Genomic DNA, 16,439 nt, shown 5'->3' on the forward strand with positions numbered 1-16,439 from the left:
TCGAGAGGTTGAGCTTGAGGATTTGCCAGAGGTGGAGCTGGAATTACCTACAGAGATGGAATTGCCCAGAGGTGTGGTGCCTCTGAATTCTTCTTTTTATATCGAGCGTCCCCCCAATGACTCTTTATGTTACGAAACAGTGTTGCAGCCAGGAGCATTAATCCGAATTAAAGCCCCTAGACAGATGGGTAAAACCTCCCTGATGGTTAGGGTTCTCGATCATGCTAGGTCATCTGGCTTCCGCACAGTCGCTCTGAGCTTGCAGCAAGCCGATGCCAATGTCTTCACGGATTTAGAGCGATTTTTACAATGGTTCTGTGCCACAGTCACTCGTAGCCTAGAATTACCGAATCGACTGGCTGATTATTGGGATGATATCTTTGGCAGCAGTGGAAATACCACAGATTACTTCGAGAATTATCTATTAAAAGAAATAGATACACCGGTGGTATTGGCATTAGATGAGGTCAACCTGTTGTTTAATTACCCTGCCATTGCCACGGATTTTTTGGGTTTGTTGCGAGCTTGGTATGAGAAAGCCAAATACGGTGTAACCGGTAGCACAATTTGGCAAAAATTGCGCTTAATTATTATACATTCTACTGATGTTTATATTACGTTACATATCCACCAATCCCCCTTTAATGTGGGATTATCTATTGAATTGCCAGAGTTTACTAAGGCCCAAGTCCAAGAATTAGCCCGTCGCCACGGCATCAATTGGGGTAGTGATGATTCCAGCTTCGATCAGGTATCTTTAATTATGGCCAAAGTAGGAGGAAATCCTTGTCTTTTAAGGGTAGCGTTATATCATCTTAGGCGCGGTGACGTTACCTTTGAGGAGTTATTGAATTCAGCAGCAAGCGAATCGGGAATTTATCATGATGACCTTCGACGACAATGGTGGAATCTACAACACTATCCACAACTGGTTCCAGCCTATCGAAACGTAGTGATGTCATCCCAGCCAGTGGAATTAGAACAAAAGCTAGCCTTTAAGTTGCAAAGTTTAGGATTAGTACAGCTCCATAAACAGGGGGCTGTGCCTAGTTGTGATTTGTATCGTCAGTACTTTAGTACTCACCTGGGTTAAAACCGATGGATGCCTGTAAATCATGAAAAACCACAACTATCAAGTGGGCGGGAGTTTACCCCCTGATACCCTCTGCTATGTGCGCCGTAAAGCAGATCAGGATTTGTATCAGGCTCTGGTAGCAGGGGAGTTTTGCTATGTCCTTACCTCCAGGCAAATGGGTAAGTCTTCTTTGAGGGTGCAAACTACTCACCGATTACAAGCAATAGGCATCCACTGTGGAATCGTTGATTTGACGGAAATTGGTACCCAAGATTTGACAGCAGACCAGTGGTATGCTAGCGTAATACGCTGTCTTGTCAGCAGCTTCAACCTCCAGGTCAATTTACGGGCTTGGTGGCGCTCACGTTCTTATCTATCCCCAGTCAAGCGTCTTAGTGATTTTATTGAGGAGGTGCTACTGGCTTTTGTTGAGGGGAATTTGGTGATCTTTATTGATGAAATCGATAGCATTCTGGGTTTATCGTTCCCGATTGAAGATTTTTTTGCCCTGATCCGAGCCTGCTACAACAAGCGCACAGAAAACCAAGCCTACCAACGCCTCAGTTTTGTCTTGTTAGGGGTAGCCAGTCCCTCGGATTTGATCGTAGATAAGCAACGCACTCCTTTTAATATCGGACGGGGGATTGAGTTATGTGGATTTACTCTCGAAGAAGCCAAACCCCTAGCGTTAGGTTTTAACGGCAGGGTTAGCAATCCCAAAGCCTTACTTAGGGAAATCTTGGCGTTTACGGGAGGACAGCCTTTACTGACCCAAAAGCTATGTCAGCTGATTCTAGAGGATATAGAGCATTGTACTAGACTTCTTTCAGAAGAAGGAACTTCCGATCCCCCAACAGGGAACAGTGAACAAAAATTCACCACTACAGTATCAAAGACAGTATCAAAAAACTTCTGTGGCAAGAGGTGTACTGTGAATCCCACATCGATTGATTACCTTGTGGGTAGGCGGATTATCGACAACTGGGAAGTCCAAGATGAACCAGAGCATCTCAGGACTATACGCGATCGCATTCTCAGCAATGAGCAACGGGCTGGGCGGTTATTAGGACTTTATCAGCAAATTCTGCAACTCGGAGCAGTAGCCGCAGATGACAGTTGGGAACAAATGGAATTGCTACTGTCGGGATTAGTGGTCAAGAGTGAGGGCAAGGTTAGGGTTCGGAACCACATTTATGCTGCTGTTTTCAACTGTGATTGGGTCAGCAAGCAACTATCAAATCTTCGTCCCTATGGCACAAGTCTAAGAGCTTGGTTTAATGGTGATTGTCAGGATGAATCGAGACTATTGCGAGGTCAAGCCTTACTCGATGCCCTAGCTTGGGCAGATTCCCGTAGCCTGAGTGACCAAGATTATCAGTTCTTATCGGCTAGCCAAGCTTTGGATAAACGGGACACTCAACGGGCTGAAGCCGCACGAACTAAAGCCGTGGCAATACAATTGACCAAAGAACAAGAAATTTCCCGACTGCAAAAGCTCCTGCTGGCTACAGTGAGCACAGGATTTTTAGTGTCTGCTAGTTTAGGGCTGATCGCTTTCCTGGAGTACGAAAAAGCTGTCATTAACGAAATTAATGCGATCGCTAAATCCTCTGAAGCGTTCTATGCCTCCAATCACAAGTTGGATGCCTTGATCTACGCCATCAAGGCTTGGAACAAACTCCAACACGTAGCTGGGGCAAAGGCACATACCCAGAGTCAAGTTGAGAAAATGCTCTGGCGAATCATTTATGAGATTAAGGAGTACAATCGCTTCTCAGGACATCGGGCTGCGGTTTACGACCTGGTTTTTAGCCCGGATGGTGAAATGATTGCCTCCGCTAGTGGTGACAAGACCGTCAAACTCTGGCAGCGGGACGGCACTCTAGTCAAAACCCTAGAAGGTCATCTTGAGCAAGTCAAGGGAGTGGCATTTAGCCCAGATGGTAAGATGATTGCCTCGGCTAGTGCCGACAACACTGTCAAACTTTGGACTATTGAGGGCATCTTGCTAAATACCTTCACTAACAATAGTGCTGGGTTTGAAGCAGTAGCCTTCAGCCCGGATGGTAACCTAATCGCCTCCGCTAGTGAAGACAACACTGTCAAACTTTGGACTATTGAGGGCAAGTTACACAAACTCCTGACAGGGCATAGTGCAGGAGTTGAAGAAATAGCCTTTAGCCCCGATGGTGAAATGATAGCTTCTGCCTCTGAAGACAATACTGTCAAACTCTGGACTATTGAGGGCAGGTTGCTTAGAACCTTTACAGGCCATGGGAGTGGAGTTGAAGGAGTAGCGTTTAGCCCCAATGGTGAAATGATAGCTTCTGCCTCTGAAGACAATACTGTCAAACTCTGGACTATTGAGGGCAGCTTGCTTAAAACCTTAACAGGACATCGGGATGAAGTTTATGGAGTTGCTTTTAGTCCTGATGGTGAGCGGATTGCCTCGGCTAGTGAGGACAATACCATTAAACTCTGGACAAAAGATGGTAGGTTGCTCACTATCCTAGAAGGTCATCGGGATGAGGTCGAGGGAGTAGCCTTCAGCCCCGATGGTGAGATAATTGCTTCAGCTAGTGAGGATAGTACAATTAAGCTTTGGAAACAGAACAGTACTTTGTACACAACCCTTACTGGTCATTGCCATGGGGTGAGGGCAGTGGCATTCAGCCCGGATGGTCAAACAATTGCTTCAGGCAGTAGCGACAAAACTGTCAAACTCTGGCAACCAGACGGCACCTTAAAACTTACCCGAGATAATCATAGCGCGATAGTTACTGGAGTAGCATTCAGTCCCGATGGTGACATTATTGCTTCGGCAAGTAGTGACAAGAAAGTCAAACTCTGGGATAAAGATGGCATCTTGCTAGATACTCTGAATAACCATTCCGGTGGGGTGGAGGGAGTAGCATTCAGTCCCGATGGTAAGATATTTGCTTCAGCCTCTGAAGATAAAACCATTAAACTCTGGCAGCGGGATGGTACGTTGCTAAGCACCCTAAAAGGTCATACCAATGAGGTGGAGGGAGTAGCGTTTAGTCCCAATGGTAAGATAATTGCTTCAGCGTCTGAAGATGAAACCATTAAACTGTGGAAGATAGATAGTACCTGTACACAGGAAGCAAAATCGAGTAAGAACAGCAATTTACTACCGGAATGCTGGAGCGATAGTCTCTATACTCTCACAGGTCATGAGGATGAGGTGAAAACAGTAGCAATTAGCCCTGATGGTAAGCGGATTGCTTCCGGTAGTGAGGATAAGACAGTGAAAGTTTGGCAAGGAGACAGTCAAGACTGGTATCTGACCAAACCAAAACTGCTACATACCCTGACAGGACACAGTGACCGGATTACGGGAGTGACCTTCAGCCCCGATAGCACAATGATCGCGTCTGCCAGTGCTGACAAGACGGTGAAACTTTGGGATCACAATGGTTCCTTGCTGACTACCCTCACCGGACATCAGGATGAGGTGGAGGGCATCGCTTTCAGCCAAGATGGGGAAATTCTAGCCTCAGCTAGTGCTGATAGTAACGTGATTTTGTGGCATGTGGAGCAAGTCCTCGATCTTGATGAAGTCCTAACCTATAGTTGTGATTGGATTCAGGATTATTTGAGCACAAATGCTGAGCTAGAAAAACGCGATCGCACTCTTTGTGATCGGATTAAGGAATTGAAAAGGGAGTAGGGAGCAGGGAGTAGGGAGTAGGGAGTAGGGAGTAGGGAGTAGGGAGTAGGGAGTAGGGAGTAGGGAGTAATCGGAAACAGCTCCAAAGAGTTTTTGATATTATAATAAATCAGCAAGATTGTTGATGATATAATTATAAATTATATAGATAAATAAAGTTATATCATTTCAGGATAATTACCCTTAATAAAAATCTCCCCATCTCCCCATCTCCCCATCTCCCCATCTCCCCCATCTCCCCATCTCCCCATCCTTTCAGGGGTAGGTTTTTAATAAACTGGAAAAAACGCGATGCTCTTTTAGAGCCACTAGGAGAACGCAGCCATGAAGAAGAATCAAGAGTACCAAAAATGGCTGAGGACAGTGACTAAAAAAATGCCCCATCTGAGCAAACCTCAAGCAGTGGTTTTAGGGATGTGGAGTTTTGGCATTGTGATGACCGGCTCGTGCGGACTGACCACAGTGGCAGTTTTTCTAGCCGCCTTGCTTGGTAAAAAAGAAAACACTGTGCGTCAACAGTTGCGGGAATGGTACAGAAATCAGCAAGACAAAAAAGGGGATAAACGAGCTGAACTTGATGTCACCAGCTGTTTTGCCCCACTCTTGCAATGGGTGTTGAATGGATGGCCACCCGAGGAAAAATCGATGGTTTTAGCTCTGGATGCTTCTACCTTAAGTTGCCGATTTACCCTCTTAGTGGTGAGCGTTGTCTATCGTGGCTGCGCTATTCCTGTAGCCTGGAAAGTGATTGAAGCCAAGGCTAAGGGCAGTTGGCAACCCTATTGGCTGGATTTACTGTCCCACCTTACAAACACAATTCCCCAGGACTGGTTAGTTTTGGTGATGGCTGACCGAGGACTTTATGCCAAGTGGCTCTACGAAGCAATTCAAAAACAGGGTTGGCATCCCTTTTTACGAATTAACCAACAAGGACAGTTTCATCCGGTCGGTCAACCCAGCTTTGTGCCTTTAAGCACTGTGGTGACCCAGAATGGTCAAAGCTGGTCAGGTCGAGTCACTTGCTTTTCTAGCAATCCTCTCAGTTGTACCTTGTTGGCTCGATGGGACTCTGGCTACTCAGATCCTTGGTTGATTGTCACTGATCTCGACCCTTATCAAGCTGAGGGTTTATGGTATCGAATGCGTTGTTGGATTGAGTGTCTGTTTAAAGATACGTTCGCGAGGAGGTTGGCAATGGCACCAGACTAAAATGACTGACCCCCAACGCGCTGAGCGTCATTGGTTGGCCATCGCCATCGCCACCTTGTGGGTGGTCAGTGTTGGAGGGGAATCTGATGCTGATCTATGCTCCAACGACTCACAACAGTTACCGACAACCCCTCTCGAAAGTCAAAACTCGTTCACAGGCACACCGAACCCCCGTGTTTTGAGCTGTTTTCGTCGGGGCTTGTTACTAATTCTTGCTGCTTTACTCAATCATCTTCCGCTACCGATCGGTCAATTTTTTCCCGATTTTTCTCCAAGTATCCCTGTTCTATCCTCAGCCTAAATCTTAAAAACCTACCCCTGAAAGACCCCCTACACCCCACACCTCACGTCTTTGTTAAAAACCTACCCCTGTGAGATCTCCCCATCTCCCCCATCTCCCTATCTTAATAATGAACAAAATTCCCATCCTCCAACCTGGTAAATCTTATACCTTTAGAAGTTATTTTGAGATGGTGGTTGAGCCAGAAGACATTCTGGCTGAATTTGGCTATACCTTGAAGCGAAGCTCCTTGAATTTAGAAAAGTCTACGACAAAACTAGACAGACTACCTAGTCTCAAATCTAGAATTGAAGAAAGCTTACCCTATGTTAGTTTAACCAGTGAAGCAGCTCGACGAGAATTACTAATCGCTCCCATTTTACTTGATTTAGTTCACTATACTCAAGCCCAGTTAAGAATCGAATATCCCCTCACTGTTACAGAATACTTAAAAGGTTATCTAGACTATTATCTTTATACCGATAGTAAACTATTGGTAATAGAAGCAAAAAATGCTAATATCCAAAGAGGCTTTACCCAACTTGCTGTAGAATTAATTGCCCTGGATCTATGGAGTGATGCTGAGCAATTGATTTTACAGGGTGCTGTTTCTACAGGGGATATTTGGCAGTTTGGGCTTTTGCACCGAGAGCATAAACAAGTTACCCAAGACCTGAATCTGTACCGAGTTCCAGCTGATTTAGAAGAATTGTTCCGAATTTTAGTAGCTGTTCTTGGGTAAGCTATAGCGCGTGTCGCGGATCAGCGATTTTGGGCTACTTTTTGTATCTCATCTAATTGAAAACCGCTATAAAAAACTAAATCGCTCCAAAATCCTTAACCCCATGAAAACCAACGCGTTTAGAGTGGCGACGGGTAAACTCGCCCACTGAAGAGTTACCATTGGGATCGATTACCCCTGTTACCTGCTGCCATAACTCAGCAGGAGCTAAAGATATTTTATAGGTGCGATCGCCACTCTTGCACACGTGATACCACTTGGTTTCTTGGCACTCACTACACCAAAAAGCCTCTAGCCATTCTCCTTCAATAGCTACTGTGGTTTTAGTCGCTATCAGCATCAAAGCATATTTTTGTGGAACACCACGCTGCTTAAGTTGTCCTGGACGGTCAGCAAACAACCGATATTTTTGACTAACGCTATCAAGGTAGCAACCATGAATGGGACATAAAATAGCTCTTCGTTTAGAACGCTTCCGGTTGCGTTGAGATCGTCTGGTTTGACTGGTTGATTGTGCCATTATATAGGAGTTCTAAATTCAGTGAGGGACTTTTGGAATTTTAGAGAACACGCAACAGCGGATTACCGGAACACGGTAAAACCAGCGGTTATTGATAAATTACATTTCTCTGAGTCAAAAACAAATTAAAATTAATCAGTCCATTGACTTAAATCCATATTTATCTGTCGGGATAGTTTGTATATATCATCTTTAAAACTATCCCTCAATTTGACTTTAAAACTACTGCTAAGTGGTTTACGCCTGTGTTTTTTAGTATTGTAATCACGTAGCTTCTTGATTATTCCTAACCTTTCAACACCCAAAATAGTTTTGGTTTGCATAGCTAATTTGGATATAAGACGTGGTGTTTGTTGAATAAACCGACCAATAAAATCTATTTTATGAGTTTTCTTGGTATTAAGGGGAGTAAAATTGGTTATACCATCATAAAAATAGTTAATTAATAACGTCTATTCATCACCCATTGAAAAAAATGATTTACTAAATTAAGTCAAATAAACTAGTCAAATAAACCATTAGTAATTAAGCACTAATCCTATATTCTTAGTAGCCTAAAAGATGTCAGGACAATTTACGAAATTTTTATAAGACTTGATGAGAGAATTTTAGTTGAGTTTTAATTTGCTATTGTTGGACAATTATTAAGTTAAATAATAGTATCAAAAAACAGCCCATAAGTCAATGTCATAGGGAACAGGGAGCAGGGAGCAGGGAGCGTTGCTTAATAATAGAATGATTTTAAGAGTGAGGTGGAATGGGCATCTTGGTGGAATGGGCATCTTGCCCGTTACAATGTCCAATTTCCCGGCAGGCAGGATGCCCACCCTACTCCTATTCATTCTGCTCCTCAAAAATCCCAAAATTAACTCAAAAATTCCCACACTCCCCATCTCCCCACACTCCCTGGGAGTAAGGGGAGAAAGATTTTGTCTGGATATCGTAAGTGTGGACAATTATCCGGATTTGATATAAATTAATAGATTTTTAACTATCAACAATCAATAATTTTCAAGACTTATTTTTTTTGTATCAGGACTTACGCACACAATCCATTGGTAGGGTGGGCAAGGTTTTGCTCACCCTACAGGTAGCATTAAATTGAGGGATTTGCGTAAGTCCTATGTATAAACAAATATGGATTTAGCCTAAAAGTGTTATTTTTTGATTAAAATTTTCCTATAGGCGAGTTATATGGCATGGTGCAAATAATAATGCGGGATAGATTAGCCTTGATTAACATCTTAACTAAAAATGCTATACAATATTAAGTTAAGTGTATGCAAATTTACTGATTATACACGTGGCTAATTTAACAGAATCTGAAGCATTTAACCTAATACAGCAACCAATAAAAAAAGAAATAGAATTAGCATCTCCTGTGCTAAAATGGGCAGGTGGAAAAACTCAGCTTCTGCCACAAATTCGAGAGAGATACTCACCAAAGTTACGCAAGGAAACTCTGACGACTTATATCGAGCCCTTCGTCGGAGGAGGTGCAGTTTTTTTCGATATTGTCAACAGTTTTGATATCCAGAAAGCTTATCTATTCGATACCAATCCTGAGCTGATTATCCTGTATAAGGTTATCCAACAGGATGTTGAATCCCTGATTACAGAACTGTTAAAGCTTAGTAATACCTACCTCCCTAAAGATGCTCAACGTCGGAAAGCTTTATACTACGAATATCGTAACCAATATAACACCTTTGATAAACAAATCGATGCTAACGGTTACGATCAAGATTGGTTCAAGCGAGCTGCCATAACGGTTTTTCTGAATAAAACTTGCTTTAACGGTCTCTATCGGGTCAATAGCAAAGGAGAATTTAATGTGCCAGTAGGACGATACAAAAATCCTAAAATTCTGAATGCCAATAACCTGCGAGCTGTCTCCAAGCTATTCCAAATTGCTCACATAGAACAAAGGGACTTTAGTCAAGTTCTGGAATATGCTGATCATAGCACCTTTATTTACTATGATCCTCCCTATCGTCCGATCAGCAAAACTTCCAATTTCAATTCCTATCATTCCCTGGAATTTAATGATAATGAGCAGCGTCGTTTACGGGATGTGTTTGTGAAAGCTGATCAGGCAGGAGCCCATCAAATGCTCAGCAATTCTGATCCAACTAACTATGTTGATGATTTGTTTTTCGATGAGTTATATCAAGGGTTTACTATTGAGCGAATATTGGCATCCCGTAGAATAAATTCAAAAGGAAATAGCAGAGGAGAAATTAGAGAAATTCTGGTTACTAACTATTGACTGATTGTTAGATAAAAAAATCTCTTATGTCAAGGCAAGAGGCATGCTAGCAATAGGCATGCTAGCAATAGGCAAGAGATTCTATAGTGATTTTTGGTAATGTCAAAAACAGGAATTATTTTTTTATGCTATAATATAGAATCGATCGCACTGATTAGGTACAGTATGTTTTGAGGCTGACTCTCTTAAAAAACTATTGCCTATTGCATTTTGCCTGAAAACGATCAGCTGTGTCTATCACCTAAATAAGAATTGCTATATGAGCGAAGATAGTATTCCAGCACGCTTACTAAAAACAATCCAAGAAGTCTGGGAGGAAAACAGTCAAATACTCAATTTGAGTAATTTAGAAGATAATTTAATAATCAAATTATTAGTAAATTTATTGTTAAATGAAACAAACGAAATTAGTAACATTATAGAGATTTTTTTAAAGTTTGATAAAATTAAACAATTAAATTTAATGTGTAATAATATATATAAAATACCAGAAAGTTTTACTGATAATTTTTATAATTTAACCCACCTATATTTATATGGTAATCGACTAAGATATCTCCCGGAATCAATTGGGGATTTTTCCACTTTAATCCACCTAGATTTATCTTATAATCGACTAAGATATCTCCCGGAATCAATTGGAAATATTTCCACTTTAATCCACCTAAATTTATCGGGAAATCAACTAAGCAATCTTCCTGAATCTCTTGGCAATCTCTCCAAGTTAAAATTTCTATGTTTGACGGGAAATCAAATAAACTACCTACCTAAATCTCTTGGTAATCTCTCCAATTTAGAATATCTATATTTATGGAATAATCCCCTCATTTGTCCACCGCCAGAAGTGGCACATAGAGGCGTAGATGCCATTATACAATATTTTCGGCAATTAACCGAAGAAGGGTTATATTCTATCATAGAATACAAGCAAGAGAAAAGTCAATGTCAAGAAAATAATCAGATGGTGACTGATCCGAGTTTAGCTGATGATAGAATAGATGTGAAACATTTAATATCTACAGAGCAACAAGATATTAATCAATCAATTAAGTTTGAAGGCACGATTCAAAACTCATCCCTTATTATAGTACAACAAGGTAATAATTCTAGCAATTTTAATGAACCAATGGGTAATATCAACGATCAAAGTCGCCATATAAATATATCTGACAACGCTACAGTTACAAATAGTGGTGATGGTTTGTTTAATTTAGGTGATATTAGTGGTAAGGTTGCCAATACTATTAACCAGTTACCTAGCTTTGATCCTGAACCTGACAAAAAACAACTCAAGGAATTACTCAGCAAACTTCACAATGCAGTCATAGAAGAAGATTTGGATGAGACAGACAAAGCAGAAGCCTTAGAACAAATTGAAGACATCGCTTCTTCTTTAACTAATTCCGAAGATAGTGCTGTCAAGAAAATAGCCAACAAGGCGATGAAAATGCTAAGCAAAATTGCTGATAATTTGCCCCGAGGTGCTGCGATTGTAACTATATGTAAAGAACTTCCAGCCTTGATTAGTAAGATATTTTAAGTAAAAGGCAAAAGGCAATACTAGGTAACAAGCAACATATAAAAAATACAAGTCTCAAACATAAAAAAAAGCCGTAGACATAATGTCCACGGCTTTTTCAATGCCACAGTAAGTGGATTTAAATTTTGATATCAGTCAGATCCCAAACCTAACCTGATGTGATCTTATTTGATTGGCCAAAGGTCACGCTACGCGACCAGACCGGAGCCTTTGCCAGGGGGGTTTTCCCCCCTGAAATTTAGCGATGCAGCGCGGTCTTGGGGGTTCCCCCCATGAGCGACTGCATCAAGACAGGTGCGGACGCAGGTTCCGCACACAGACCCATGCGCCATGAGCGACTGCATCAAGACACGGCTTGACGAGAGCCTTTCATAGTGTGCTCAACAGGTTGTTTTTTTAGGTTTGGGTTTTTTGACATGAATCAAACATTGAATTCGTAGTTATAAATATAATCATTATAATTATATTTATTTTTGTCAAGGGTTTTGAAATTTTTTTGGGGAGTTTTAGGGGCAATAAAAAAAAGCGTTCGCTCTTAGCGGAAGCGTTCGCAAAGCGTGGCCTATGGCCTCAGCTTCATCGCTTAGCGTCTCTTTCAGAGAATTGCATAACTTTAGCGACCACTTTTTGAGGTTAATTTAATTTCAATTATCTAGGGTTTTTAATACCTATTAATTACACAATTTTTTTTCCTACTCGCTGCTCCCTACTCCCTGCTCCCTACTCGCTGCTCCCTACTCCCTACTCCCTATTCCCTATTGCCTATTCCCTACTCCCTATTCCCTTTAAATAGAATCCCCTCCTGCCTTTTTTGCCTCTTCTACCCAGCTATCAAACAACTCTTGATTATTCTCAACCCACTCTTTAGCATGACGATTAATATCTTCTGGAGTGTTCTCACCCTCTTTGATCTTTAGGCTTTCAATATTAATGTCCTCAGCCGGAATTTGAACCAGTTCAAACCAGCGCTTCGCAACCGGGTTAGCTGCCAAAAATTTCTTGTTAGCAACAATGCGCTGGCGATCCACAGCAAATCCGAGATTTTTTCCGTCTACTGAGGTTCCTTTTTCGGTTATATTTTTTTGAGATTCCGGAAGAGAAGTAAAAGGAACTTCTAACCAAATTACATCTTGATCCGGTTTTAATACGGTAGATATCCAGTGAGGATTATAAGCATAATATAAAACACTTTCCCCTTGCTTGTAGCGAGTCATAACATCTGCAAGTAGCACAATGTATTGTCCTCTAGTGTGTTCAACGGTATCTTCTAATCCGTAAGCTTTGATGTGATGATCGATTACTATTTCGCAAAACCAACCAGGATCACAACCGATTAAATTGGCTTTACCATTCCCGTCTGTATCAAAAAGTTTAGCAATCTTTGGATCTTTAAATTTTTCTAGGTTAGTAATGTTATATTTATCAGCCGTTTTTTTATCAATCTGATAGCCTTGCATCCCATCAGTACTAATAACTCCAACTCGCTCCATTTTTTTTGTGCCCCCAGCATTTTCAAAGAATTCTTGGTGTCCTATTTCATAGTTAATAGTACTATAATCTAGGTCACCATTAGCCACAGACACATAAATAACCGGATAGGTTATTTCTTTCGGTTCTTCGATTTCATAACCAAGTTTTTCCAGACCAATATTGACGATTTTGGTTTGAAACTGTTCCTCTACCCAGTTACTATGGGCAGAACGAACTTTATTTTTTTTTCCAGAGGAGGTTGACTCACAGGCACTTAAACCGATTAAAGCTGTCAGAGTTATTCCTAAGGTAAGTTGTTTGATCAGTTGTCTTACTTGTCGTTTCATTAAATTATCTCCCAGGGTTTTTATCACTAAGTCTTACCCTCAATCATAACCAGTCATACCAAATTGGCTCTTCAGTACCTTTTATGCTCAACCGACTGCCATGACCATCTGCGTTATTTCTGCCCACCTACTTAGAAGTATGACTTCAATGTGCCCCGTCTGCGCACATCACAAGTTGAACAATGCAATCCTCCACCAAATATATAGTGATCTTTAAAGTCTACCAAAATTGGTTTGAGTCCAATCTCTTTAAAAAACTTGATCGTTGGTTCTTCACTCTTTTCCACAACCACTCGTTCCTCATCAATCATCAGAATATTCATAGAAAGCCAGCGGCTGGACATATGAAATTCGGCGTTTGCCACGCCTCTAGGAGGATAAAGAATCTCCCAGCCTCCCTGCTTAAACATCTCTAGGATATCGGGTGAGATGCACGGACGATCGGGGCAAGACAAGACACGCCCTGGGCCGATGGGAACCCAAGTTGCATCCATATGTATTGGGCTTGGATCACGAAACTTGACTGTGTGGACTTGGTACTCCGAGCCAAGATGCCTCTGCATCCACTGAATTCCCAAGTCATTAGTGACTTGGCTTCTCTGGGCCAAAATATCTCTGCCGAAGCGAGTGAAATCAGCTGCATCGAAGCAAGGTTCCGACTCGGTGGTAATGAAGCGACCATTAAGAGGACCGACGCTATGTGGCACAGTAGATTCCCCCCGGAAAAGGGCCATATCTTCTTCAGGATAGTCCCAATCGTAGAGAGCATCAGACATTTTGGGCTTGGGAGCCGCTGTCCAGCGTGCCCCCTGCTGGAAGTATTCTTGGATTAAGGGACGATAGCGCAAGAACTCGAAATAGCGGCATCTTTGAGACATGGGCGCTTCTATGATTTCGTCACCCACAACTAGCAAGACATCCCTCACATCAGCATTAAAGAATCCTGGTGATTCAAAATAAGGTGTTTTAAAGATACGATGGGCATAATCAACAGATTCTGGTCTTCGTACAATTACACCTTCTCCTTCGAGTACTTCTTGAAGGTTATCGAGAGCTTTCGCTGCCTTCTCGACTAATTCTTTAGGGTAGGGTCGTCCACCGTACTGCTGATAGAAGCTCCAGTAGTCCTTTCGTATAAATGTCTTCATATCATGGGTTAAAACAGGTGCTGTAACCCCGTCAATAGTTCCAACAATTATTTCTTCGAGAGGGTCCCATTCGTTATAGCTACAAATCAAGGAGTTGTTCATCTTAACTCATCATCTATGGGCAGATTATGGATATAATTTTGGCACTAAAAACCATAAAGTCGGAAGCATATGTGCCATTGAGCTTATTCTAGTTTTTTTACAAAAATGAGGTACACATTTTTTTCTGTTCCCTCTACCAATCCTTTTAGGGGTTAAGGGTTGGTTTATTTTACCTGTTCCATAAAACCAGGAAAATTGTACCTCACAAAATTGAAACAATTTATATCAAACTAACGAGTAAGTTATCTTTGCTTCAGAGTGTATTGTACAGGGTAATCGCATCTAATTTGGATCTAATTTGGTATAATTGTAAATCTCACTTAACAAACGACAGGGCGTATAAGTAGAATCCTTGTATTTCCTCCGGGTTTTCCCAGAGCGGCTCTTGGGGTTAACCGTTGGATGTGCGAAGATTTGCATTCTCTAGTCATAGACTACCCTAATCTTTTTTGACTCTTTTGGCGCTTACCCCCCTTCACTACTACTCTTTACTCCCCTTGTCACCCTTTAAGGCGAAGCGGTTGAATCTAGGTCGAATCCCCTCCTGCCTTTTTTGACTCTTCTACCCAGCTATCAAACAACTCTTGATTCTTCTCAACCCACTCTTTAGCATGGCGACGAATATCTTCTGGACTGCTCTCACCCTCTTTGATCTTTAGACTTTCAACATTAATGTCCTCAGCAGGAATTTGAACCAGTTCAAACCAACGCTTGGCAACTGGGTTAGCTGCCAAAAATTTCTTGTTAGCAACAATGCGCTGGCGATCGACAGTAAATCCAAGATTTTTTCCGTTTACAGAGGTGTCTTTTTCAGTTAGATTTTTCTGGGATTCAGGAAGAGAGGTAAAGGGAACTTCTAACCAAATTATATCTTGATCCGGTTTTAATATTGTAGATATCCAGTGAGGATAAAACGCATAGTATAAAACGCTTTCTCCTTGCTTGTAGCGAGTCATAACATCGGCGAGTAGCACGATATATTGTCCTCTAGTGTGTTCAACGGTATCTTCTAGTCCGTAAGCTTTGAGGTGATGATCGACTATCACTTCGCAAAACCAACCAGGATCACAACCGATTAAATTAGCTTTACCATTGCCGTCTGTATCAAATAGTTTCGCAATCTTTGGGTCTTTAAATTGTTGTAGGTTAGTAATGTTATATTTCTCAGCCGTTTTTTTATCAATCTGATAGCCTTGTATCACATCAGGATTAATAACTCCAACTCGCTCTAATTTTTTGGTACCCCCAGCATTATTAAAGAATTCTCGATGTGATATTTCATAGTTTATAGTACTATAATCTAGCTCGCCATTAGCCACAGACACATAAATGATCGGATAGCTAATTTCTTTCGGTTCTTCGATTTCATAACCAAGTTTTTCCAGACCAATATTGACGATTTTGGTTTGAAACTGTTCCTCGACCCAGTTACTATGGGCAGAACGAACTTTATTTTTTTTTCCAGAGGAGGTTGATTCACAGGCACTTAAACCGATTAAAGCTGTCAGAGTGATTCCTAAGGTAAGTTGTTTGATCAGTTGTCTTACTTGTCGTTTCATTAAATTATCTCCTAGGGTTTTTATCACTAAGTCTTACTGTTAGTCATAACTATAGCAGTTTTCAATGGAGTAGGGAGTAGGGAGTAGGGAGTAGGGAGTAGGGAGTAGGGAGTAGGAAAGCTAATCTCTATCATTCCAGCCTTGCTAGTTTGTCGCAGGTACTACGCCATAGCATCTGAGCTAAGGTACATCGAGAGCAAGTCTCTGGCAAAAAGATCGATGATGGTGATATTAAGAAAAAATTTGGACTTGGCATCAGGTAGTTTTGATACAGCTATCTGTGTGGGTACATTCAACGAAAAACATACTCCACCGACATGCCTGGATGAGTTGGTTTGGATTTCCAAAGATGGTATTATTATATTTGACTACCATAATTTATGTGGATTTAGGGTTTCTGCGCTGATAGGAGTATATCGAGAAGTCTAGAAGATGAACATTGATCGAATAGACGAATACTTTTCAAGGATTACCTTATTATCGTGCT

The 16,439-nt window shown here is 41.5% G+C and carries 13 protein-coding genes; 7 read left to right on the forward strand and 6 right to left on the reverse strand.

What is annotated here, in order from left to right; genetic code table 11:
- Both F6K52_RS08585 and F6K52_RS08590 read left to right on the forward strand, forming a co-directional pair.
- Positions 1 to 1,093 (forward strand): AAA-like domain-containing protein (locus F6K52_RS08585; protein ID WP_293076392.1); only part of this gene is annotated, 1,093 nt, incomplete at its 5' end.
- Between the two features lie 22 nt (positions 1,094 to 1,115).
- A complete protein-coding gene (locus F6K52_RS08590; protein WP_293076394.1) occupies positions 1,116 to 4,766 on the forward strand; it encodes an AAA-like domain-containing protein in 3,651 nt (1,216 codons plus the stop codon).
- Here the strand turns inward: F6K52_RS08590 and F6K52_RS08595 are convergent.
- Positions 4,688 to 4,882: a hypothetical protein gene (locus F6K52_RS08595; protein ID WP_293076396.1), complete on the reverse strand. Its 195-nt coding sequence runs from the start codon at positions 4,880 to 4,882 to the stop codon at positions 4,688 to 4,690. The genes F6K52_RS08590 and F6K52_RS08595 overlap by 79 nt on opposite strands.
- Positions 4,883 to 5,090: 208 nt before the next feature.
- Between F6K52_RS08595 and F6K52_RS08600 the strand changes: the two genes are divergently transcribed.
- The 3 genes from F6K52_RS08600 (at position 5,091) to F6K52_RS08610 (ending at position 6,997) form a co-directional block, all read left to right on the forward strand.
- Positions 5,091 to 5,975: an endonuclease gene (locus F6K52_RS08600; protein ID WP_293076397.1), complete on the forward strand. Its 885-nt coding sequence runs from the start codon at positions 5,091 to 5,093 to the stop codon at positions 5,973 to 5,975.
- Position 5,976: 1 nt separating this feature from the next.
- Positions 5,977 to 6,276, forward strand: a complete 300-nt coding sequence (locus tag F6K52_RS08605) for a hypothetical protein (protein ID WP_293076398.1) — start codon at positions 5,977 to 5,979, stop codon at positions 6,274 to 6,276.
- Positions 6,277 to 6,385: 109 nt separating this feature from the next.
- The gene (locus F6K52_RS08610; protein WP_293076399.1) at positions 6,386 to 6,997 is read left to right on the forward strand and encodes a hypothetical protein; all 612 of its coding nucleotides are present in this window, start codon (positions 6,386 to 6,388) and stop codon (positions 6,995 to 6,997) included.
- 76 nt (positions 6,998 to 7,073) lie between these two features.
- Here F6K52_RS08610 and F6K52_RS08615 read toward each other — a convergent pair whose 3' ends face one another.
- The gene (locus tag F6K52_RS08615; RefSeq protein ID WP_293076401.1) at positions 7,074 to 7,517 is read right to left on the reverse strand and encodes a hypothetical protein; all 444 of its coding nucleotides are present in this window, start codon (positions 7,515 to 7,517) and stop codon (positions 7,074 to 7,076) included.
- Positions 7,518 to 8,179: 662 nt separating this feature from the next.
- Complete coding sequence (locus F6K52_RS08620) at positions 8,180 to 8,410, reverse strand: hypothetical protein (protein WP_293076403.1); 231 nt, start codon at positions 8,408 to 8,410, stop codon at positions 8,180 to 8,182.
- A gap of 410 nt (positions 8,411 to 8,820) precedes the next feature.
- Between F6K52_RS08620 and F6K52_RS08625 the strand changes: the two genes are divergently transcribed.
- Positions 8,821 to 9,786, forward strand: coding sequence for a DNA adenine methylase (locus F6K52_RS08625; protein WP_293076405.1), 966 nt, complete (start codon positions 8,821 to 8,823; stop codon positions 9,784 to 9,786).
- A gap of 259 nt (positions 9,787 to 10,045) precedes the next feature.
- Entirely contained in the window at positions 10,046 to 11,326 is a 1,281-nt protein-coding gene (locus F6K52_RS08630; RefSeq protein WP_293076407.1) for a leucine-rich repeat domain-containing protein, read from the forward strand.
- 785 nt (positions 11,327 to 12,111) lie between these two features.
- Here the strand turns inward: F6K52_RS08630 and proX (F6K52_RS08635) are convergent.
- The 3 genes from proX (F6K52_RS08635) to proX (F6K52_RS08645) all read right to left on the reverse strand — a co-directional run bounded on the left by proX (F6K52_RS08635) (position 12,112) and on the right by proX (F6K52_RS08645) (position 15,952).
- Positions 12,112 to 13,143, reverse strand: coding sequence for a glycine betaine/L-proline ABC transporter substrate-binding protein ProX (gene proX / locus F6K52_RS08635; protein WP_293076409.1), 1,032 nt, complete (start codon positions 13,141 to 13,143; stop codon positions 12,112 to 12,114).
- A gap of 131 nt (positions 13,144 to 13,274) precedes the next feature.
- A complete protein-coding gene (locus tag F6K52_RS08640; protein WP_293076411.1) occupies positions 13,275 to 14,393 on the reverse strand; it encodes a NarL family transcriptional regulator in 1,119 nt (372 codons plus the stop codon).
- Between the two features lie 527 nt (positions 14,394 to 14,920).
- Entirely contained in the window at positions 14,921 to 15,952 is a 1,032-nt protein-coding gene (gene proX, locus F6K52_RS08645; protein WP_293076413.1) for a glycine betaine/L-proline ABC transporter substrate-binding protein ProX, read from the reverse strand.
- Positions 15,953 to 16,439: the final 487 nt, after the last annotated feature.

It is taken from the genome of Moorena sp. SIO3H5, from assembly GCF_010692395.1.
GTDB lineage: Bacteria > Cyanobacteriota > Cyanobacteriia > Cyanobacteriales > Coleofasciculaceae > Moorena.